Annotated in this window: 18 protein-coding genes and 2 tRNA genes; 12 read left to right on the forward strand and 8 right to left on the reverse strand. The window is 69.5% G+C overall.

The window, feature by feature from the left end; translation table 11 throughout:
• Positions 1 to 422: 422 nt before the first annotated feature.
• Together ACWEJ6_RS17035 and ACWEJ6_RS17040 are read right to left on the reverse strand one after the other, a co-directional pair.
• Complete coding sequence (locus ACWEJ6_RS17035; protein ID WP_452424537.1) at positions 423 to 1,763, reverse strand: ABC1 kinase family protein; 1,341 nt, start codon at positions 1,761 to 1,763, stop codon at positions 423 to 425.
• Between the two features lie 57 nt (positions 1,764 to 1,820).
• Positions 1,821 to 3,209, reverse strand: coding sequence for a ThiF family adenylyltransferase (locus ACWEJ6_RS17040; protein ID WP_452424539.1), 1,389 nt, complete (start codon positions 3,207 to 3,209; stop codon positions 1,821 to 1,823).
• A 317-nt stretch (positions 3,210 to 3,526) separates the two neighbouring features.
• Here ACWEJ6_RS17040 and ACWEJ6_RS17045 point away from each other — a divergent pair, with 317 nt between their 5' ends.
• From ACWEJ6_RS17045 to ACWEJ6_RS17055, 3 genes are all read left to right on the forward strand, one after another.
• Positions 3,527 to 4,309 (forward strand): enoyl-CoA hydratase/isomerase family protein, encoded by a 783-nt coding sequence (locus ACWEJ6_RS17045; protein WP_452424541.1) that lies wholly within the window; start codon positions 3,527 to 3,529, stop codon positions 4,307 to 4,309.
• 67 nt (positions 4,310 to 4,376) lie between these two features.
• Positions 4,377 to 4,892 carry a M48 metallopeptidase family protein gene (locus tag ACWEJ6_RS17050; RefSeq protein ID WP_352319320.1) on the forward strand — a complete coding sequence of 172 codons (516 nt, stop codon included), beginning with the start codon at positions 4,377 to 4,379 and terminating at the stop codon, positions 4,890 to 4,892.
• On the forward strand, positions 4,889 to 5,470 hold the full coding sequence (locus ACWEJ6_RS17055; RefSeq protein ID WP_452424544.1) for a DUF2064 domain-containing protein: 582 nt from the start codon (positions 4,889 to 4,891) through the stop codon (positions 5,468 to 5,470). Before ACWEJ6_RS17050 ends, ACWEJ6_RS17055 begins: the two co-directional genes overlap by 4 nt.
• Before the next feature lie 6 nt (positions 5,471 to 5,476).
• On the opposite strand, the gene ACWEJ6_RS17060 is transcribed toward ACWEJ6_RS17055, so the two are convergent.
• Genes ACWEJ6_RS17060 through ACWEJ6_RS17070 form a run of 3 tightly spaced genes read right to left on the reverse strand, consistent with a single transcriptional unit; the run spans position 5,477 to position 8,280 of the window.
• Positions 5,477 to 6,463, reverse strand: a complete 987-nt coding sequence (locus tag ACWEJ6_RS17060; protein ID WP_452424546.1) for an endonuclease/exonuclease/phosphatase family protein — start codon at positions 6,461 to 6,463, stop codon at positions 5,477 to 5,479.
• A 30-nt stretch (positions 6,464 to 6,493) separates the two neighbouring features.
• Complete coding sequence (locus ACWEJ6_RS17065; RefSeq protein ID WP_358294320.1) at positions 6,494 to 7,054, reverse strand: NUDIX hydrolase; 561 nt, start codon at positions 7,052 to 7,054, stop codon at positions 6,494 to 6,496.
• The gene (locus ACWEJ6_RS17070) at positions 7,051 to 8,280 is read right to left on the reverse strand and encodes a zinc-dependent metalloprotease (protein ID WP_387677425.1); all 1,230 of its coding nucleotides are present in this window, start codon (positions 8,278 to 8,280) and stop codon (positions 7,051 to 7,053) included. The genes ACWEJ6_RS17065 and ACWEJ6_RS17070 overlap by 4 nt, the downstream gene beginning before the upstream one ends.
• A 130-nt stretch (positions 8,281 to 8,410) precedes the next feature.
• On the opposite strand from ACWEJ6_RS17070, the gene ACWEJ6_RS17075 reads away from it, so the two are divergent.
• The 5 genes from ACWEJ6_RS17075 (at position 8,411) to ACWEJ6_RS17095 (ending at position 14,208) form a co-directional block, all read left to right on the forward strand.
• Positions 8,411 to 9,484, forward strand: a complete 1,074-nt coding sequence (locus tag ACWEJ6_RS17075; protein ID WP_352353134.1) for an NAD-dependent epimerase/dehydratase family protein — start codon at positions 8,411 to 8,413, stop codon at positions 9,482 to 9,484.
• Positions 9,485 to 9,507: 23 nt separating this feature from the next.
• Complete coding sequence (locus ACWEJ6_RS17080) at positions 9,508 to 9,933, forward strand: molybdenum cofactor biosynthesis protein MoaE (protein WP_358294316.1); 426 nt, start codon at positions 9,508 to 9,510, stop codon at positions 9,931 to 9,933.
• A 10-nt stretch (positions 9,934 to 9,943) separates the two neighbouring features.
• Complete coding sequence (locus tag ACWEJ6_RS17085) at positions 9,944 to 10,990, forward strand: YlbL family protein (RefSeq protein ID WP_358294314.1); 1,047 nt, start codon at positions 9,944 to 9,946, stop codon at positions 10,988 to 10,990.
• A gap of 165 nt (positions 10,991 to 11,155) precedes the next feature.
• Positions 11,156 to 14,074 (forward strand): UPF0182 family membrane protein, encoded by a 2,919-nt coding sequence (locus ACWEJ6_RS17090; RefSeq protein WP_452424549.1) that lies wholly within the window; start codon positions 11,156 to 11,158, stop codon positions 14,072 to 14,074.
• A 57-nt stretch (positions 14,075 to 14,131) separates the two neighbouring features.
• Positions 14,132 to 14,208: transfer RNA gene (locus tag ACWEJ6_RS17095), tRNA-Met, on the forward strand.
• Positions 14,209 to 14,249: 41 nt separating this feature from the next.
• On the opposite strand, the gene ACWEJ6_RS17100 is transcribed toward ACWEJ6_RS17095, so the two are convergent.
• A complete protein-coding gene (locus tag ACWEJ6_RS17100; protein WP_452424551.1) occupies positions 14,250 to 14,651 on the reverse strand; it encodes a hypothetical protein in 402 nt (133 codons plus the stop codon).
• A gap of 93 nt (positions 14,652 to 14,744) precedes the next feature.
• On the opposite strand from ACWEJ6_RS17100, the gene ACWEJ6_RS17105 reads away from it, so the two are divergent.
• The 4 genes from ACWEJ6_RS17105 to ACWEJ6_RS17120 all read left to right on the forward strand — a co-directional run bounded on the left by ACWEJ6_RS17105 (position 14,745) and on the right by ACWEJ6_RS17120 (position 18,317).
• Positions 14,745 to 14,821, forward strand: a tRNA-Met gene (locus ACWEJ6_RS17105).
• A 104-nt stretch (positions 14,822 to 14,925) separates the two neighbouring features.
• On the forward strand, positions 14,926 to 15,393 hold the full coding sequence (locus ACWEJ6_RS17110; protein WP_358303093.1) for a group II truncated hemoglobin: 468 nt from the start codon (positions 14,926 to 14,928) through the stop codon (positions 15,391 to 15,393).
• Between the two features lie 9 nt (positions 15,394 to 15,402).
• Complete coding sequence (locus ACWEJ6_RS17115; protein WP_452424554.1) at positions 15,403 to 17,649, forward strand: DUF4118 domain-containing protein; 2,247 nt, start codon at positions 15,403 to 15,405, stop codon at positions 17,647 to 17,649.
• On the forward strand, positions 17,646 to 18,317 hold the full coding sequence (locus ACWEJ6_RS17120) for a response regulator (RefSeq protein ID WP_352352806.1): 672 nt from the start codon (positions 17,646 to 17,648) through the stop codon (positions 18,315 to 18,317). Before ACWEJ6_RS17115 ends, ACWEJ6_RS17120 begins: the two co-directional genes overlap by 4 nt.
• On the opposite strand, the gene ACWEJ6_RS17125 is transcribed toward ACWEJ6_RS17120, so the two are convergent.
• On the reverse strand, positions 18,305 to 18,499 hold the full coding sequence (locus tag ACWEJ6_RS17125) for a hypothetical protein (RefSeq protein WP_387677449.1): 195 nt from the start codon (positions 18,497 to 18,499) through the stop codon (positions 18,305 to 18,307). The two genes, ACWEJ6_RS17120 and ACWEJ6_RS17125, sit on opposite strands and share 13 nt — an antisense overlap.
• 115 nt (positions 18,500 to 18,614) lie before the next feature.
• The gene (locus ACWEJ6_RS17130; RefSeq protein ID WP_452424556.1) at positions 18,615 to 19,028 is read right to left on the reverse strand and encodes a hypothetical protein; all 414 of its coding nucleotides are present in this window, start codon (positions 19,026 to 19,028) and stop codon (positions 18,615 to 18,617) included.
• Positions 19,029 to 19,435: the final 407 nt, after the last annotated feature.

Consider the following 19,435-nt stretch of genomic DNA (forward strand, 5'->3'; position numbering starts at 1 on the left):
CGAAGCCCCGAGGGTGGGAGCGTGGAACTGGGTGGGCGCAGGTGAGGTGCCGGGTGTACGAGAGTGAGGCGACGGCCGAGGCAGACCGATGACCGCCTTCCCGGCGAGGCGTTCTGCCGGCCGCATGGGACGGTGGGGATGAGGCCGATGCCTTCGCCCTCTCCGCCATCCCGCGGCGCAGCTTGCACACGTCGGCAGCGAATACTGCGGTCACCCTCGCTCCCGCTGAGCCAGCCGTGCATCTCCTAAGCCTGCCGTGCCTAAGGCGGTCCCCTCCTGTGCCGGTCGGTCCCCTCCTGTGCCGGTCGGTCCCCTCCTGTGCCGGTCGCGCGTCTCCTGCGCCGCCGTGCTTCTCGTGTTCCGGTCGTGCATGTCCGCAAGCAAGGCACCGCCTCCGCCCACGAAGCGCAGGCGGCGCCTGATCACCCGATCGCCAGTGCCTCGCCGTTCGGGTCGTCGGCGAAGCCCGGAACCCAGCGGATCACCTCGTCACGGAAGCGCGCCGTGGTGCCGAGCTGGCAGAGGACTCCGACACCGGCCGCATGCACCCGATGGATGAGTACGTACGACGGCGGCAGGTTGAGCTGGCGAACCACGTTCGTCGGGCGGAGGTCGGTGACACTGGCCGCCTGGGCCTGCAGCCACTCCCGGCTGAAGGTGAACTCCTCCACGGCCGTCGGCTCCACGTACGGCGCCAGGAAAGCGCGCAGCGCGTCGGGGTCGATGTCGATGTCCTGACGGATGAAGCCCTCGTCACGGAGACCCGTCATCACGGTGTCCATGTCGCCCTGGTTGAAGATGCGCGTGAGCTGCCCGAAGACCTTCGGATAGCCGCCGGGCAGGCGGTTGACCGCGCCGAAGTCGAGGACGCCGAGCTTGCCGTTGGCCAGCACGCGGAAGTTGCCCGGATGGGGATCGGCGTGCAGCATGCCGACCCGGGCAGGCGAGCTGAACAGGAACCGGACGAACAGCAGCCCCGCGTGATCACGCTCCTCCTTGCTGCCCTCGGTGATCACCCGCGACAGGGGAGTGCCGTCCATCCACTCGCTGACTAGCACCATCTCGTTGGCCGCCACCACATCAGGGACGTGGAAGTCGGGATCGCCGTTGAACTCCAGCGCGAAGGCGTGCTGTGCCTCGGCCTCGCGAAGGTAGTCGAGCTCCTCGGCGATCCGCTCGCGCAGCTCGGCCAGCAGCGCCTTCATGTCGAGGCCGGGCAGCAGCGCCCCGAACATCTTTCCCAGCCGGGCCAGCTGGGTGAAGTCGCCGAGCAGCGCCTTGCCCGCCCCCGGGTACTGGATCTTGACGGCCACCTCGCGTCCGTCGTTCCAGACGGCCTTGTGCACCTGGCCGATCGAGGCGGCGGCCGTGGGCCGGTCGTCGAACGAGAGGAAGTGCTTGCGCCAATCGTCCCCCAGCTGCTCGGCGAGCACTTTGTGGACGGTGGCGACCGGCAGCGGAGGGGCGGCGTCCTGGAGTTTCGTCAAGGTCGCCCGGTAGGGGCCGACGATCTCCGGCGGAAGCGCCGCCTCGAAGATCGACAGTGCCTGGCCGAGCTTCATCGCCCCGCCCTTGAGCTCGCCGAGCACCTTGAAGATCTGCTCGGCGGTACGCTGCTGAACCTCCTGGGCCACGATTTCTGCTGATTTGCCGCCGATGCGCTTGCCGAGGCCGAGGGCGGCCCGCCCGGCGAACCCGAGCGGAAGGGTGGCCAACTTGGCTGAGCGGGTGACTGCCCGGCGCGGAAGATCGCTCACACTCATGCGCGGAACCTCGCCCGAGATGCCGCTTCCCCCCTTCGTGGTCGTCCCCTGAGCACGTCAGTCGCTGGTAGGTGACATGTCCATTGTTAGCGAATAAGGATTGTTTCGCATACAACGACATTGCGGATGACCGCTCCACGCCCGTCTTTTCCAGCACCAATCAGGCATTACGTCCATTGTGCCGTTCGTCACAGAGGACGCCCGGCCTTCGAGATGAGCAAGCGCCTGGCCGGTCGCCGCCGCCGCGACGAGCGTGGCGAGGGTCGTGTCGCAGGCGATCTCGCCGGGCGGATAGCCGCCCAGCCTGGCAGTGACGATCGGCCAGGCGGGATCGTGGTCGCGGCGCGTCAGGTCGAGACAGTGCAGGCACGTCGTCTCACCGGGAAACACCAGCGGCCCGACGGACCCGTGCCCCTCGAAGGCCGACACCAGCAGATGCGGGATGCCGAAGTCGGCCAGCTCGTTGACCAGCACCCCGTCCAGAGGCCCCACCGGCGCGAGGATGGCGAGATCGGGACGCGCCGTGCCATCCCCCAGATGCGGCGCTCCGGCCAGGACGTTGGACGACGGAATTGCGTCCTGAGTCACCTCCGCAGGAGTGGATGGCACAGCAGGAGAGACCCGAGCGGCGGCGGCGCCGGACGGCGTGACACCCGCCCGCCTGGGGCGTGCGGTCGTGCCGCCGATCGGCGTGATGCCCGCCCGCCTGGGCTGTGCGGTCGTGCCGCCGGACGGCGACGCCGCCCCGCCTGCAGGCCGGCCGGTGGCGTCACCGGCGGGCGTCGCGTTCCGTCCTGTCGGCCGAGGGGGTGAGGTGCGATCGCGCGGAGGCGGAACGGCCGGGGCGTTCTTCGGCGGGGGAGCAAGCAGCCGCCGGGCGACCGCCGCCGCGCCCTCCTCCCGGGACAGCCCCACCTCGGCCCACGTCAGCCCGCCCGGCGTGATGTCCCCAGGCCGGACCGGCCCGGGATCGATCACCCGGATGTCGCCGACCCCGCCGGCCGCGAGCAGGGCGACGATCTGCGCCCCCACGCGCCCGGCCCCGTAGACCCTGACCTTCGCCCCCCGCCGGCGCCGAAGCAGCTCGACGCCGCCCTCCGGGCTGTTGGAGGCCAGGTCGAGCGCGTCGAGGTCGGGTCTCAGCCGATCCCTCTCGGCGAGGGAGAGCTCCCGCAACGGCGCCGGGAACGGGCCGGCGTCGTGCAGGGCGCCCCGCGTGGCGAGGTAGTCGAGCAGAGCCTGGGCGCACGGTTCGTCGAGGCCGGCCGCCGCCGCGTCGCGCATCACCCGGCGCAGGTCGCGGGTGCCGTCGAGCCCCTCGATCCACTGACGCACCGATCTCGTCAGGCCGGTCAGCGTGATGGCCCGGAGGGGATGCACGCCGTACTGCAGGGTGTGCTCGTCGCGGAGGATTCGCCGGAGGGCCGGCTTCACACGTGGCCTCATGGCCGGAAGGTTCGCACGTCCGACGAAGATCCCGAGCCGGTTCCGCGCCGCCTGTGGACAACCTCGGACCGCGACGCCCACCCTGTGGATAACATCCGACCGCGGAGTACACCCGCGAAGGGGCCACGATCACATCCGCGCCTGAGGCAAGCCGGGGACCACCGCGGCTGGCCACGATCACATCCGCGCCTGAGGTAAGCAGGGGACCACCGCGGCTGGCCACGATCACATCCGCACCTGAGGCGTACCGGGGACCACTGCGGCTGGTCAGGAACCACATCCGCATCCGCGCCCCGCGGAGCGTTACGCTTCGCCGCATGAGCGAGATCTTGGTCGACCGCACAGACGACGGAGTAGTCGTCCTCACCCTCAACCGCCCCGAACTGCGCAACGCCATGACCGACACCATGACGGCCGAATGGCGCGAAACCATGGCCACCCTGGCCGCCGACCGCGACCTGCGCTGCGTCGTCGTCACCGGAGCGGGCAGCGCGTTCTCCTCGGGCGGCGACCTGTCATGGATCGGCGAGCGGGGCGCCGAGGCGGTGCCGCCGCTGCGCGACCGCATGCTCGCCTTCTACCGCACCTGGCTGATGATCGCCGACCTGGAGGTGCCCACCGTCGCCGCGGTCAACGGCCCCGCCGTCGGCGCGGGCCTGTGCGTGGCCCTGGCCTGCGACCTCGTCTACGCCGCTGACGACGCCAAACTCCTGGCCCCCTTCACCGGGCTCGGGCTGCACCCGGGCATGGCCGCCACCTACCTGCTGCCCAGAAGAGCCGGTACGGCACTGGCCCGGGAGATGCTCCTGACCGGCCGTCTCCTTACGGGTACGGAAGCGGCAGATAAAGGCTTGGTAAATCAATCTTTCCCGAAGAATGACCTTCTCTCCGAGGTTTCGGTCATCGCCAAGAAGATCGCAGAGATGGCTCCAGTCGCCACCCGCCTCACAAAGGTCGCGCTGAACCAAGACCATCAAGACCTGGAAGCCGCTCTGAGGTGGGAATCCTTGGCGCAGCCCGTCACCATGGCATCATCCGACCTGCTGGAGGGCCTGGCGGCGCATCGGGAAAGGCGCATGCCCAAATTCACCGGCTCTTAATCATCTGACCAGCGAAAACAACGTCCACCCTCTGTGGAATTTCGCCAGTCTCGGCTAACGTGCTTATGTGCCCCCCGAGACAGTCGAGGTCCGTCGCAGTTCTCGTCGCCGGCGTACGGTCTCCGCCTACCGCGACGGCGACAAGACGATCGTGCTCCTGCCCGCCTGGCTGAGCGGCGAAGACGCGGATGAATGGGTGAGCCGGATGCTCGACCGGCTGGCCGCCAAGGAAGAACGACGAAGGCCGACCGACGAGGCCCTGCTCGAACGGGCGAGGGAGCTGTCGGTGAAGTACCTCGACGGCCGGCCCGACCCCGTGAGCGTTCGATGGGTCGACAACCAGCAGCATCGCTGGGGCTCCTGCACCCCGGAGAACGGCACCATAAGGATCTCGACCCGGCTCAAGGGCCTGCCCGAGTGGGTCATCAACTACGTCATCATCCACGAGCTCGCGCACCTGATCGTGCCGAGCCATGGCCCGGGGTTCTGGGCGCTGGTAGAACAGTATCCGAAGGCGGAGCGGGCGCGCGGGTTCCTCGAAGGATTCTCCGCGGCGGCCCACACGGCACCGGAGGAGTGTTGACGCGCATCGTCGCCGTCCTGGTACGCGGCCGCATGGCCGAAGCGGCGCCCCCCGGCGTCGATCCACGGCAGTTCCTGGCGGCCGTGGCCGAGGACACCTACGAGATGGTCGCCGGCCTGGAGTTCGTCACCCCGGTCCTGATCACGGCCGTCCCCGGCCTCGACGACATCGTCTGGCCCGGCACGGAGATCATCACCATCGCCGAGGACGAGCCGCTGCGCGCCGTCCTCGGCCGTCTGTCCGGCGACCAGGCCGCGGTGATCAACGCCGACGCGCCCGACCTGCCCTCGCTGCTGGTCGGCAAGCTGTTCAGGGAACTGGGCCGGGCCGAGATCACGATCTGCCCCGCGGCGGACGGCGGCGCGGTGGCGCTGGCCTGCTCGCTGCCGCTGCCGACCTGGGCCGACCCCGACCTCGACGACCCCGACGTCGTCGCCGTCCTCCGGGAGCAGGCCCCGGGCCCGCGCAGGGTCGCCACCATCTCCGGATGGCACCGCCTGCGCACGTCCGACGACGTCGGACGCCTCGACCCGGGTCTCGAAGGCTGGGACAACACCCGCGCCCTGATCGGCCGCTGACCCGCGTCAGGGAACGGTGAGCTCGGCCAGGACGGCCCGGTGGTCGGTGCCCGGAACGTCGCGCACGCTGACCTCCCTGACGCCCACCCGCTCGTCCACCAGCACGTGGTCGATGGTGATGATGGGCGGCACCCGCTTGTTGGCCGGCCACGTGGGGATCAGCCCCGCGCCCACCTGGTCGGCCGCGTCCTTGTACCCCCGGGCCAGCAGCCTGCGCAGCGAGGCGTGGTCGAGCGAGGCGTTGAAGTCGCCGGCGAGGATCCGCACGGTTTCGCCGCCGGCGGAAGGAAGGCCGGCGAGCGCCTCGTTCCAGTTGACCACGTTGGGGCCGAGCGGCGGGTACGGGTGGACGTCGACGAACTCGATCGGCTTCCCGCCCGGCAGCGCCACCATGGCGGCGGGCATCTTGTGCCCCACCGGGGGCAGCACGTCGTCGAGCGGCTGGAGCGGGTGCCTGGAGTAGAGGCCGCTTCCGCCGGCGTCCCATTCGTCCTCAAGTACGCGGTGGGGCATGAGCTCCTTCAGGCCGGCCACGTCCATGTCGGCCACGGCGCCGGGGGTCAGCTCCTGCGTGCTCAGCACGTCGGGCCGGAACTCGCGCACCAGGTTCACGATCACCTGCGGGTCGGCCTTGCCGAACAACATGTTGATGGTCATGACCTTGAACGGCCTGCCGGTCGTGGCCTCGGCCGTGCCCAGCGCGCGCGGCAGGACGCTGAACCCGAGCGCGGTCGTGGTGAGCAGCGCGACGGCCGTCGCGGCCCGCCTGCGCCCGACCGCGGCGATCAGGAGGGGGACCAGGGACCCGGCCGCCGCGTACGGCGTCGCCGTCATCAGCTGCGTGGGCAGCGAGCCTCGTTCCAGCCCGGCCACCCTGGCCACGGCCCAGGCCGCGAAGGGTGTCACGGCCAGCCAGGTCAGGACGTTGCCGGGCAACTTCCGCGGCTTGCGGGCAGGCGTCACGATCGTGCCGCCAACGGCAGAAGTCTCCACGCGGCCCCCCTTGGAACGATGCGAAGGACTCTAGCCCAGCGAACGCGAGCGCGAGCTGAGCGCGGCGCGTCCGCGTGCGGCCAGCCGGCGCGTGGCCTCGTCGGACAGCTCGGGGATCTCGTCGACGGGGAACCAGCGCAGGTCGAGCGACTCGTCGCTCATGACGGCCTCGGCGCCGGGAGGGGCCACGGCCGCGTACTCGACGTCGAGGTGCCAGCTGCGCGGCGGATGGCACCAGACCTCGTGCTTGTCCACGGCCAGCGGGCCGGGCAGCAGCTCAAGTCCGGAGATTCCCGACTCCTCGGTGGCCTCGCGCAGCGCCACCGCCTCCAGCGTGGCGTCGAAGTCCTCGCAGTGGCCGCCCATGGGCAACCACTGCCCGGCCTTCGGATGCAGCGTGAGCAGCACCCGGGCGCCGTCGTGGCTGAGCACGGCGGTGGTGGCCGTCAGGTGGCCGGGTGCGCACGCGCGCCACATGGCGTCGTCGTACGTCCGCAGATGGCCGAGGAACTCGGCGCGCAGCGCCTCCTCCTCGGGGGTCGGCGCGGTCCAGGAGGACAGCACCGCCACCGCGTCGTCGTGCAGGGTCACCGGCCGCCGTCCTGGTCGCCGTCCTGCTCGCCGTTCTCGTCGCCGGGCTTGGCCTCCAGCTGGGAGATGTCCCAGGCGGCCTCGCCGCGGACGAACGCGTCGGGGTCGTCGAGGTCATCGGCCGTCGGCATGAGGTCGGGGTGACCCCACAGGGCGTCGCGCCCGTCGACGCCGCGCTCGGTCTCCAGCGCGCGCCACAACGCCGCGGCCTCGCGCAGCCGCCGGGGCCGCAGCTCCAGCCCGACCAGCGTGCCGAACGTCAGCTCCGCGGGCCCACCGGTCGCCCGGCGCCTGCGTACGGTCTCGGCCAGCGCGACCGCCGAGGGCAGCTTGCCGTCGGCGGCCCGGTCGACCACCGTGGCCACCCACCCCTCGACCAGGGCGAGCATCGTCTCCAGGCGAGCCAGGGCGGCCTTCTGCCGCTCGGTCTCCTCGGGCTTGAGCAGCGCGCCGCCGCTCAGCGCCTCCTGGATCGCCTCGGGATTGTTGATGTCGAGCCCGCGGATCTGCTCCTCCAGCGCGGAGGTGTCCACGGTGATGCCCCTGGCGTATTCCTCGACGGCCCCGAGCAGGTGCGAGCGCAGCCACGGGACGTGCTGGAACAGCCGGTGGTGCGCGGCCTCACGCAGCGCCAGATAGAGCCGGATCTCGTCGGCGGGGATCTCAAGGCCCTCGCTGAAGGACGCGATGCCGCCGGGCAGCAGCGCCGCGGTGCCGGACAGCGGCAGGCCGATGTCGGTCGTGCCGATGACCTCGCGCGCCAGCGAGCCGAGCGCCTGGCCGATCTGCTGACCGACCATCATGCCGCCCATCTGCTTGAGCATGCCCATCAGCGGCCCGGCCATCTGCTGGGCCTCGGGCGGCAGCCCGGAGCCGCCGAGCGCGCCGCCCATGGTCTCGACCATGCGTTCGGCAACGGGCTCGCAAAGCTTGCGCCAGACCGGGACCGTGTTCTCGATCCACTCGGACCGGCTCCAGGCCTGCGGGTTGGACACGCCGCTCGGCAGTGTCGTCGCCTCGTTCAGCCACAGGTCGGCCAGGCTCAGCGCCTCGACGATCTGGCGGCGCTCGCCTTCCATGACGCTCGGATCGCCCTGGGCGACCACGGCGTGTCGTGCGATGTTCTTGGCCATGTCCCAGTTGACAGGGCCGGAACCCTGGGGCGCCGACAACATGTCGGCGAACTGGCGCATCGCCTGAGCCATTTGCTCAGGGTTGCCGAACATGGCGAACGGGTTCTCGTTAGGGTCGTTTTCGCGACCTGGCAGGTCAGTCACCGCTCTACCTCGTGCAGGATGGAGGAGTCCACATCCGCCACGTTAGTCGTCCTACGGCGGATCAGTGCAAAGTGAGGACCTGGTGCCTACCTCGAAACGCCCGCGTCAACCCGTCGTCGCCGTCACCGGCGCGGCCTCCGGAATCGGCCGCGAGTTGCTCGTGAGGCTCGCATCCGCCGCGGATTTCCGCAGAGTGGTGGCCATCGACGAGGAGCGCGGCGACGTTCAGGAAGCCACGTGGAGAGTGATCGACGTACGGGATCCGCTCTTGGCGAACCGGATCTCCGACATCGACGTCCTGGTCCATCTGGCCGGTGACTACGCCGTCGACTCCGACCCGGGGGAGCGGCGCGCGTACAACCTCAGAGCCGCGCAGACGGTGCTCACCGCCTGCGCCGCCGCCCGCGTGCGGCGGGTGATCCTGGTCACCAGCGCCATGGTGTACGGCGCCGCGCCCGACAACGAGGTCCCCCTGCCGGAGGACTCCCCGGTGGCCGCCGAGCCCGACACCGGCGTCGTGGGCGACTACCTGGAGATCGAGTCACTGGTCCGCAGGTCGCTGCGCAGCCACCCGGGCCTGGACGTCACGGTGCTGCGCCCGGCGGCGGTCGTCGGTCCGGGCGTCGACACGGTCATCACCCGGCATTTCGAGTCGCCGAGGCTGCTCACGGTCAAGGGCTGCAACCCCAACTGGCAGTTCTGCCACATCGACGACCTCGTCTCGGCGCTGGAGCTGGCCGCCAAGGGGGCCGTCACCGGCGTGGTGGCCGTGGGCTCCGACGGCTGGCTGGAGCAGGAGCAGGTCGAAGAGCTGTCCGGAATCCGGCGGTTCGAGCTGCCGGCCGGGCTCACGTTCGGCACCGCGCAGCGCCTGCACCGGCTCGGCATCACCCCGGCCCCCGCCACCGATCTGCACTATGTCGTCTATCCGTGGGTGGTCGACTGCTCGGCGCTGCGCGAGGCGGGCTGGAAGCCCACGTGGACCAACGAGGCCGCCTTCCGGCAGCTCCTCGAACTCCGCGAGAACCGGACCACCGTGGTCGGCAGGCGGCTGCCGGTCAAGGAGGCCACGCTCACCGCGGCCGGCGCGACGGTGGCCGTCATCGGCACCGCGGCGATCGTCCGGCAGGTCCGCAAAAAGCGTCGCCAGTAGGAACGTGAGGTTAGGCTCTTTCCGTGGACGTCATCCGGTTGCTCGGCATTCGTGACACCCCGTTGTCCGTTGACGAGGTGCTGGCCGCGGTGGGAGACCACGCGGCGGGCGGCACCGCGATCTTCATCGGCACCGTGCGCGAACAGGACCACGGCAAACCCGTGACCCGGCTCTCCTACTCCGCCCATCCCTCGGCGCCCGACGAGCTGCGCCGGGTCGCCGAGAAGGTCGCGGCCGACTTCCCCGTCACCGCGATGGCCGCCGTCCACCGGGTCGGCGACCTGGGGCTCGGCGACACGGCGGTGATCGTCGCCGTGGCCGCGCCACACCGCGACGAGGCGTTCAAGGCCTCGCGCAGGCTCATCGACGACCTCAAGGCCGAAGTCCCCATCTGGAAACACCAGGTGTTCGCCGATGGCGAGACCGAGTGGGTCGGCGCCTGCGAATAAGCTCATCACCATGTCACGACGCGTCCTCACCCTGCTGCTCGCGGGGTTCTTCGTGCTCGCGCTGGGCGTCCTGGGCGCGTTCCGGCCGGTCCCGTACGTCGTGCTGAGCCCCGGCCCCACCGAGAACACCATCGGAGAGATCGACAAGAAGCCGGTGATCTCGATCAGCGGCCGGCAGACCTATCCCACCAGCGGCGCGCTGAGCCTGGTCACGGTGGCCTACCAGGGCGGCCCGGCCGCCCAGATCGACCTGCTGACGGCGTTGCGCGGCTGGCTCGACCCGACCGTCGCGGTGGTCCCGCAGGAGACGATCTTCCCGCCCGGCCGCGACGCGAAGAAGGTCGACGAGGAGAACGCGGTCGAGATGACCAACTCCCAGGACTCCGCCAAGGCCGCCGCGCTCAACGAGCTCAAGATCCACTACGACCGCGTCGTCACGGTGCTGTCCACCGAGAAGGGCAAGCCCGCCGACGGCAAGCTGCAGAAGGGCGACCAGATCAACGCGGTCGACGGCAAACCGGCCACCGACTCGCAGTTCGTCGGCGACACCGTCAAGGCGCACAAGCCAGGCGAGACCGTGACCTTCAACGTGACCAGGGGCGGCCAGAAGCTCGACGTGTCGCTGCAGCCGATCGCCAGCAAGGACGGCAAGCCCCTCGTCGGCGTGCTCATGCAGGAGAAGTTCAAGTTCCCCTTCGACGTCGACATCAACGTCGGCGACGTCGGCGGCCCGAGCGCCGGGCTGATGTTCTCGCTCGGCATACTCGACAAGCTGACCCCCGGCGAGATCACCGGCGGCAAGCGCATCGCCGGCACCGGCACCATCGACACCGAGGGCCAGGTCGGGCCCATCGGCGGCATCGCCCAGAAGATGGTGGGGGCCCGCGACTCCGGCGCGACCGTCTTCCTCACCCCCGCGGACAACTGCGCGGAGGCCATGAAGGCCGTGCCCGACGGCCTGCGGCTGGTCAAGGCCGACACGTTGCACGACGCGGTGCTCGCGCTCGACGCGCTGCGCACCGGAAAGGGCAATGTGCCCGCTTGTGAGGCCGGATGAAACTTCCGGCGAGCGCCGTGCGTTAGCCGTACGGCTGGCGCTGCGGTGTAAGTTGCCAGACACGGACCGTTTCTTCATCACGACGAGGGGTTGGCCTTGAGCTTCCGGACCCCAGGGGCCGGCAGGGCGATGCGCTTGCCACGCCGGCCGCGGCTGCTTCTGCCTGTGGCCATCGCGCTGGTCGCGATCGTGGCCCTGTTTTTTCTCTTTTCTGGGATTTATACCGACTACCTGTGGTTTGACACGACCAACTACACGTCGGTCTTCTCCGGGGTGCTGCTGACCGAGATCGTGCTGTTCCTCGTCGGAGCGGTGCTCATGGTCGGCATCACGGGCGGCAACATGCTGCTGGCCTTCCGCACCCGGCCGATGTTCGGTCCCGCCGTGTTCGGCGGCGGCAGCGGAGCCGACCGCTATCGCATGGCGCTCGACCCCCACCGCAAGCTGATCTTCATCGTCGGCATGGGCCTGCTCGCGCTCTTCTCCGGCTCCTCGTTCGCGGGGCAGTGGAAGACGTGGCTGCAGTTCGTGAACGGAGCCTCCTTCGACAAGAAGGACGAGCTGTTCGGCATGGACATCTCGTTCTTCATGTTCGACTACCCGTTCATCAGGATGGTGCTGAACTTCCTGTTCACCGCCGTGATCATCTCGATCATCCTGGCCACGATCACCCACTACCTCTACGGCGGCTTCCGGCTGCAGTCGCCGGGCGTGCACGCCTCCAGGGCCGCGCGGATCCACCTTTCCGTGCTGCTCGGCGTGTTCGTCCTGCTCAAGGCCGTCGCCTACTACATCGACCGGTTCGGTCTGGTCTTCTCCGACCGCGGCTACGTGCACGGCGCGTCCTACACCGACGTCAACGCGGTGCTCCCGGCCAAGAACATCCTCGCGATCATCGCGCTGATCTGCGCCGCGCTGTTCTTCGCCGGCGTCGTGCGCCCCGGCGGCATGCTGCCCGGCGTCTCGTTCGGCCTGCTCGTGCTCTCGGCCATCCTGATCGGCGGCGTCTACCCGGCGCTGGTCGAGCAGTTCCAGGTCAAGCCCAACCAGCAGGGCAAGGAAGCCCTCTACATCGACCGGAACATCCAAGCCACCAGATCAGCCTACGACGTGCAGAACGCCGAAGTGATCGACTACAACGCCCAGGCCGACCCGACCAAGGTCAGCGCCGGCGGCGACGAGTCGGTGACCGGCGTGCGCCTGCTCGACCCGGCGCTGGTGTCGTCCACGTTCGAGCAGACCCAGCGCATCCGCGGCTTCTACGGCTTCCCCGACCAGCTCGACGTCGACCGCTACCCCGGCAAGGACGGCAAGCTGGTCGACCACGTGGTCGGCGTCCGGGAGCTGCTCGGCCCGCCCGCGCCCCAGAACAACTGGATCAACCGCGCGCTGGTCTACACCCACGGCTACGGCTTCGTCGCCGCGCCGGGCAACGAGGTCGACGCGGGCGGCCTGCCCGCCTACGACAGCAAGGACATGCCGGTCACCGGCGACCTCGCGGCCTCGACCGGGCTCAAGGAGTCGCGCGTCTACTTCGGCGAGAACCCCGGCTCCACCGAGTACGTCATCGCCGGCGGCAACCCCAAGACCCCGCAGGAGCTCGACTACCCGGTCTCCGGCGGCCAGACCGGCCAGCAGAACACCACCTACACCGGCAAGGGCGGCGTGCCGATCGGCTCGGCCCTCAACCGGCTGGTCTACGCCGCCAAGTACGGCGAGATGAACATCCTGCTGTCGGGCGACATCAACGACAACTCCAAGATCCTCTACGTGCGCAACCCGCGGGAGCGGGTGGAGAAGGTCGCGCCGTTCCTGACCCTCGACGGCAACGCCTACCCGGCGATCGTCGACGGCCGGATCACCTGGATCATCGACGGGTACACCACGTCCAACGCCTACCCGTACTCGCAGAGCGAGAGCCTCGGCGACATGACCCGCGACCTGGCCACCGACCGCCGCGTGGTCGCCCAGCAGCCGCAGGACGAGATCAACTACATCCGCAACTCGGTCAAGGCCACGGTCGACGCCTACGACGGCACGGTCACGCTCTACGCCTGGGACGGCAACGACCCGGTGCTGAAGACGTGGTCCAACGCCTTCCCCGGCACGATCAAGCCCGCCTCGCAGATGAGCCCCGACCTCCAGGCGCACATCCGCTACCCGGAAGACCTGTTCAAGGTGCAGCGCTACATGCTGTCGCGCTACCACGTCACCAACGCGGCCGCCTTCTACAGCGCCCAGGACTTCTGGAACATCCCCAGCGACCCGTCGCAGGGCAACCAGTCGGTCAAGCAGCCGCCGTACTACCTGACGGCGACGATGCCCGACGAGTCCGAGCCGTCGTTCTCGCTGACCACGACCTTCGTCCCGAGAGAGGGCCCCAACCTGGCGGCCTTCATGGCGGCGGGTTCCACGGTGGGCAAGGACTACGGCAAGCTGCGCATCCTTCGCATGCCGTCCAACACCACGGTCCCCGGCCCCGGTCAGGCCCAGAACAACTTCCAGAACAAGTTCTCGGGCGAGCTGGGCCCCCTCGGCCTCGGCCAGGCCAACGTCAGGTACGGCAACCTGCTGACCCTGCCCTACGCGAACGGCCTGATCTACATCGAGCCCGTCTACGTGCAGACCAAGGCCGGCACCGGCCAGGAGCCGTACCCGATCCTGCGGCGGGTGCTGGTGGCGTTCGGCAACAAGGTCGGCTCGGGTGACACCCTCGACCAGGCGCTGGAGCAGGTCTTCGGCGGCGAGCAGCAACAGCCGAACACCCAGCCCCAGCAGACCACGCCCAACCAGGCGAACACGTCCGCGATGAACACCGCCATCTCCAACGCCCAGAAGGCCTACGAGGACGCCCAGAAGGCCCTCCAGGCCAGCCCCCCGAACTGGGACGAGTACGGCAAGGCGCAGAAGCGGCTGGAGGAGGCGCTGAAGCAGATCGAGAGCGCCAACGCCAAGCCGGCGGCCACCCCGTCGCCCTCGGCCTCTCCCTCCGCCTCCCCGTCGGCGACGCCGTCCGCCTCGCCGCCGGCCACGTCCACACCGACGCCGACACCCTCGGGCACACAGGCGGGAGGCACCACCTAGCCCATTCGGTTTGCGCCCGCCCCCCTTCGCCGATAGTCTTGAAAAGCAAGACAGCGACGCGGGGTGGAGCAGTTCGGTAGCTCGCTGGGCTCATAACCCAGAGGTCGCAGGTTCAAATCCTGCCCCCGCTACCAAGATTCGAGGTCCTGGCCAAAGGCCAGGGCCTCGTTGCATTTCAGCGGCACCGCAGGTCCCATCCGGCATCGTCGGTCTCAAGGACCTCGACCACCGCGGACGCGGGATCGCCGTCCTGGAAGTACACCCTGCCGTTGATCCGGTCGTAGTAGCTCGTGAGCTCGGCCTCGGACAGCCTGGTGCGTAGCGAGAACCTGACCAGGAAGTCGCAGTGGTCGCCGTTACCCTCCTGCACGCCCACCGACCCTTGGGCGCTGGCGGCGTTGAACGAGGTCTCGGGAGGCAGCGGATGAGCCAGGAGCCGATCCTTCATGTCAGCCAAGCGCAGGTCATCGGCCCATATGGGCACCATGACGAGCAGGGCCAGCGCGACGGGCAACCCCAGAAGGCATATCCGCCGCCAGCGAAGCCGGCGCCGTGGTGGCGGGGGTTCGAGCAGCATGAGGCCCATGGTCACAGCCGCCGACGCGCCTGGACAAGCCCGGCCGGGTCGAAGGAGTCCAGAAGGGCGGTATAGTTGATAACAACACACCGACGCGGGGTGGAGCAGTTCGGTAGCTCGCTGGGCTCATAACCCAGAGGTCGCAGGTTCAAATCCTGTCCCCGCTACCAATCCGAAGTCCCCGGTCGCCACATGGCGACCGGGGACTTCGTCGTTTCCGGGCCTCGTCGGGCCGGGTCTTGTCCTACGACCCACGTGCTGATTACATGATTACATGACGGAAAAAGACGTCCCGACCATCTATGAGTGGGCGGGCGGGACCGAGGCGTTCGAACGGCTGACCGCGACGTTCTACCGGACGGTCCTCAAGGACGACCTCATCGGGCCGCTGTTCGCCCACATGGACCCCGACCACCCCAAATACGTCGCCATGTGGCTCAGTGAGGTCTTCGGCGGTCCCGACCGGTACACCCACGAACGCGGCGGCTATTCCCACATGCTGGCCCACCACCTGGGCCGGGCCATCACCGAACCGCAGCGTCGCCGCTGGGTGAACCTCCTCATGGACGCCGCCGACGAGGTCGGTCTGCCCGACGACCCCGAGTTCAGGGCCGCGTTCGCCGGCTACATCGAATGGGGCACCCGGCTGGCCGTGCACAACTCCCAGCCCGGCGCGACGCCGCCCCCGGAGGCGCCGGTTCCGCACTGGGGCTGGGGAGTCGCTCCGCCATACCAGCCGTAACCTGGAGAAATGGGAAGCACGTCGCGCGGGCGGCTGCGGGTCTACCTGGGGGCGGCGCCGGGCGTCGGCAAGACGTACGCCATGCTCAGCGAGGCGCGCCGGGCCAAGGAACGCGGACGTGACGTGGTCGTGGGCCATGTCGAGACCCACGGCCGCGACCAGGTCGCCCGCCTGCTCGACGGGCTGGAGACCGTGCCGGGCCGCACCGTCGTCCATCGCGGCGCCACGTTCATCGAGCTCGACACCGACGCGGTCATCGCCCGCCGCCCCAAGGCCGTGCTGGTCGACGAGCTCGCCCACACCAACACGCCCGGCTCCCGGCACGCCAAACGCTGGCAGGACGTCCAGGACATCCTGGACGCCGGCATCGATGTCGTCTCCACGCTCAACATCCAGCACCTGGAGTCCCTGCGCGACGTGGCCGAGCAGATCACCGGCCTGCCGCAGCGCGAGACCGTCCCCGACGACCTCGTCCGCCGCGCCGCCCGCATCGCGGCCAGGACCAAGGGCGCCGACCTGCTCGCCGTGCACGTCACCCGGGCCGACGCGCTGTCCACCGCGAGCGACCCGGCCAACCTGGCACGCCAGCGCAAACTCGTCGAGGACCTCGGCGGCACCTACCACCAGGTCGTGGGCGACGACATCCCGCGCGCGCTGATCGCGTTTGCCGACGGCGTGAACGCCTCGCAACTCGTCCTCGGCGCCTCCCGGCGAGGACGGCTCGCGCAGCTGCTCACCCGCGGCGTGGGCATGACGACGGCCACGCTGTCCGGCTCGATCGACGTGCACATGGTCCCGCACGAGGCCGTCAGCGGCGGCTCCGGCCGGCCGCAGCCCGGGGGAGCGCTGACGCGTCGGCGCAAGGCGGCCGGATGGGCCCTGACCCTGGCCGCCATGCCGGCGCTCACCGCCGTGATCGCGCCGCTCGACCTGAGCCTGCCCAGCGAGATCCTGCTCTTCCTGCTGCTGGTCGTCGGCGTCGCGCTGGTGGGCGGGATGTGGCCGGCACTCACGGCGGCGGTGCTCGCGTTCGGGCTGCTCAACTGGTTCTTCACGCCGCCGGTGCACACCCTGACCATCGCCGAGCCGGAGAACGTGCTCTCGCTGGCCATCTTCGTCCTGGTCGCCGCCATGGTGAGCACGGTCGTGGACCTGGCCGCCCGGCGCAGCAGGGAAGCGGCCCGGTCCACGGCGGACGCCGAAGTCCTCTCCACACTGGCCGGACACGTGTTGCGCGGGGAGTCCGCGGTTGCCTCGCTGCTCGGACGGTTGCGCGAGACGTTCGGACTGACCGCGGTGACCCTGCTCGAAAGGGACGATCCGTCGGGTGAGTGGCGCATCGTCGCCACGTCCGGCGGCCCCCCGATCACCACCCCGCCCGCCACCACCCCGAACCACACCGGACCGGACGGCGGGAGCGACGTGGTCACCATCGACGACCGGCTGGTGCTCGCGACCCGCGGCCGGCTGCTCGACGCCAGCGACCGCCGCGTCCTGGAGGCGTTCGCCGCCGAGGCCGCCGTCGCCCTGCGCCAGGAACGCCTGCGCGAGGCGGCCGAGCGCGCCGAGCCGCTGGCCGAGGCCGACCGCATGCGCACCGCGCTGCTCGCCGCCGTCGGCCACGACCTGCGCACCCCTCTCGCCTCGGCGATGGCCTCCGTGGAGAGCCTGCGCAACACCGACATCATCTGGTCCGACGACGACCGCGCCGAACTGCTGGCCACCGCCGGCGAGTCCCTGGTCAAACTGAACCGTCTCGTGTCGAACCTGCTCGACATGAGCCGCCTCCAGGCTGGGGTCCTGGGCGTCGCCCTGCGGCCCGTCGCCGTCGAGGACGTGCTGCCACGCGCCATCGACGACCTCGGCCCGCTGCGCGACCGGGTCATAAGTGACGTCCCGGCCGACCTGCCGGAGTTCCAGGCCGATCCGGCGCTGCTCGAACGCGTTCTGGTGAATCTGATGGCCAACGCCGTCCGCTACAGCCCCGAAGCCGAGCCCGTGCTCGTCACCGCGAGCTGGCACGGCGAACGCGTCGAACTGCGCGTCATCGACAGGGGGCCAGGAATCCCCGCGGAAGCGCATGAAAGGGTGTTCATGCCCTTCCAACGACTCGGCGACCGCGACAACCACACCGGCGTGGGCCTCGGCCTCGCACTCTCGCGCGGCCTCACCGAGGCGATGGGCGGCACGCTGCTCCTTGAGGACACCCCCGGAGGAGGGCTCACCATGACGGTCTCACTGAGGAGGGCCCTGTGACCCGCGTGCTCGTCGTCGACGATGAGCCCCAGATCCTGCGTGCTCTGCGCATCAACCTGGCGGCCAGGCACTACGAGGTCGCGGTCGCCCCGGACGGCGCATCGGCGCTGCGCCAGGCCGCTGACTGGCACCCCGACCTGGTCGTCCTCGACCTCGGCCTGCCCGATCTGGACGGCGTCGAGGTGATCCAGGGGCTGCGCGGCTGGACGAAGGTTCCGATCATCGTGTTGTCGGGACGTACCGACAGCACGGACAAGGTGGACGCCCTCGACGCCGGAGCCGACGACTACGTCACCAAGCCGTTCGGCATCGACGAGCTGCTGGCCCGCATCCGCGCGGTGACCCGCCGCACGAACCAGCACGAAGAGGAACCCGCGACGGTGCGGCTGGGTGATCACGTGATCGACCTGGCAGGCAAGACGATCTCAGGTGGCGTACGGCTGACCCCGACGGAGTGGCACTTCCTGGAGATCCTGCTTCGCAATCCCGGCAAACTGATCAGCCAGCGGCAGTTGCTGACGGAGGTGTGGGGCGTCGGCTACCTGAAGGAGACGCACTACCTGCGCCAGTACATGGCCCAACTGCGCCGCAAGCTCGAACGCGACCCGGCCCACCCCGTTCACCTGCTGACCGAGCCCGGAATGGGATACCGGTTTCAGCCCTCCTGATCCCTGGCCAGGACGACCGCCTTGAGCACGGCCCACCCGAGCAGCAAGGCCCCGAAGAGCACCTGAGCGGCACGCACCCACAGCGAAGACGTCTGATCCGCATAGATCACAACACCGATCCACATCAGACCAAATATCCCGACCAGGATGATTGCCGACCAGTTCAGCCCACGTTGCCACATACGCGCAGTCTTACAGCCGGGTAGCCAAGACCGGGTATGGCCACAGTCCTCATCCGGTCGAAGCCTGAGCCCCTGGGGAATCAGCCCTGAGCGAGCAATGACTGGGCTGGCCGGCTCAACGGGGGAGCGTCCGGTGCGCACCGACGCACCGCCGCAGGCGCATCCCGCGCATCCGCACGACCGGCGGTTGTTGCTGCTGCTCCTCGTGCATGCGGGCGAGCAGCGCCTCAGCCGTACGGGCGTCGGACAGGATCTGCCGCACGGCGTCCTCGTCCTCGGGCAGCTGACCGCGCTCGGCCAGCTCGCGCGTGAGGAAGGCGAGCGGGTCGGGCGCGCCGACCATGTCCGCGGCCATGGTCGTCCGCGCCGCCGTGAGCAGCCGCAGGTAATGGGTACGCAGGACGGCCTCGCGCACACGGGCCTGTTCGAGGTCGTCGATCAGCGTCCGGGCGATGCGCAGGAGGTCTCCCGCATGGGTCGCCGGGTCGGCGAGGAAGGCACGGATGTCGTCGAACTCCGAGCGGGTCATGGCGGGCACCTCCGAGAGCGCAGTCTGCTCGTGGCTACCTTCGTACCGAGGCACGATTGCGGATGACTTGCTGACCGCTTGACTTCGGGTGTCGTACGGACGGCGATGACCAAGGTTTGACGATCTTGTGACGAGGGAAGGACCCTACGATTACCTGTGTGGCGCGAAGTACGCGCGGGAGACTGCTAGAGTTGCTTCGCGCAGGGCGGCCGAGGGGCTCGCAAGAGCCTCAACAGAAGCCCGGCAAATCCCACTTCCTTCTGGTTCATTCAAGACGGTTCAGAGCGGTCTGAATGAGCTGGTAAGTTAGAGGGGTTGTCCCGGAAGCGGGGCGCGACTTAATTCCAGCCCAGCGCAGGTAGTGCAGCTTCAGGGGGGCCAGCAGGCCGGGGTCGTCCTTCAGTGCC

Source organism: Nonomuraea sp. NPDC004702 (assembly GCF_053601695.1).

Excerpts from the sequence above, each read along its gene's own strand:
- ACWEJ6_RS17035 (WP_452424537.1), bottom strand. The coding sequence starts at position 1,763 with ATGAGTGTGAGCGATCTTCCGCGCCGGGCAGTCACCCGCTCAGCCAAG.
- ACWEJ6_RS17040 (WP_452424539.1), bottom strand. The coding sequence starts at position 3,209 with ATGAGGCCACGTGTGAAGCCGGCCCTCCGGCGAATCCTCCGCGACGAG.
- ACWEJ6_RS17045 (WP_452424541.1), top strand. The coding sequence starts at position 3,527 with ATGAGCGAGATCTTGGTCGACCGCACAGACGACGGAGTAGTCGTCCTC.
- ACWEJ6_RS17070 (WP_387677425.1), bottom strand. The coding sequence starts at position 8,280 with ATGTTCGGCAACCCTGAGCAAATGGCTCAGGCGATGCGCCAGTTCGCC.
- ACWEJ6_RS17085 (WP_358294314.1), top strand. The coding sequence starts at position 9,944 with ATGTCACGACGCGTCCTCACCCTGCTGCTCGCGGGGTTCTTCGTGCTC.
- ACWEJ6_RS17100 (WP_452424551.1), bottom strand. The coding sequence starts at position 14,651 with ATGCTGCTCGAACCCCCGCCACCACGGCGCCGGCTTCGCTGGCGGCGG.
- ACWEJ6_RS17110 (WP_358303093.1), top strand. The coding sequence starts at position 14,926 with ATGACGGAAAAAGACGTCCCGACCATCTATGAGTGGGCGGGCGGGACC.
- ACWEJ6_RS17115 (WP_452424554.1), top strand. The coding sequence starts at position 15,403 with ATGGGAAGCACGTCGCGCGGGCGGCTGCGGGTCTACCTGGGGGCGGCG.
- ACWEJ6_RS17125 (WP_387677449.1), bottom strand. The coding sequence starts at position 18,499 with ATGTGGCAACGTGGGCTGAACTGGTCGGCAATCATCCTGGTCGGGATA.
- ACWEJ6_RS17130 (WP_452424556.1), bottom strand. The coding sequence starts at position 19,028 with ATGACCCGCTCGGAGTTCGACGACATCCGTGCCTTCCTCGCCGACCCG.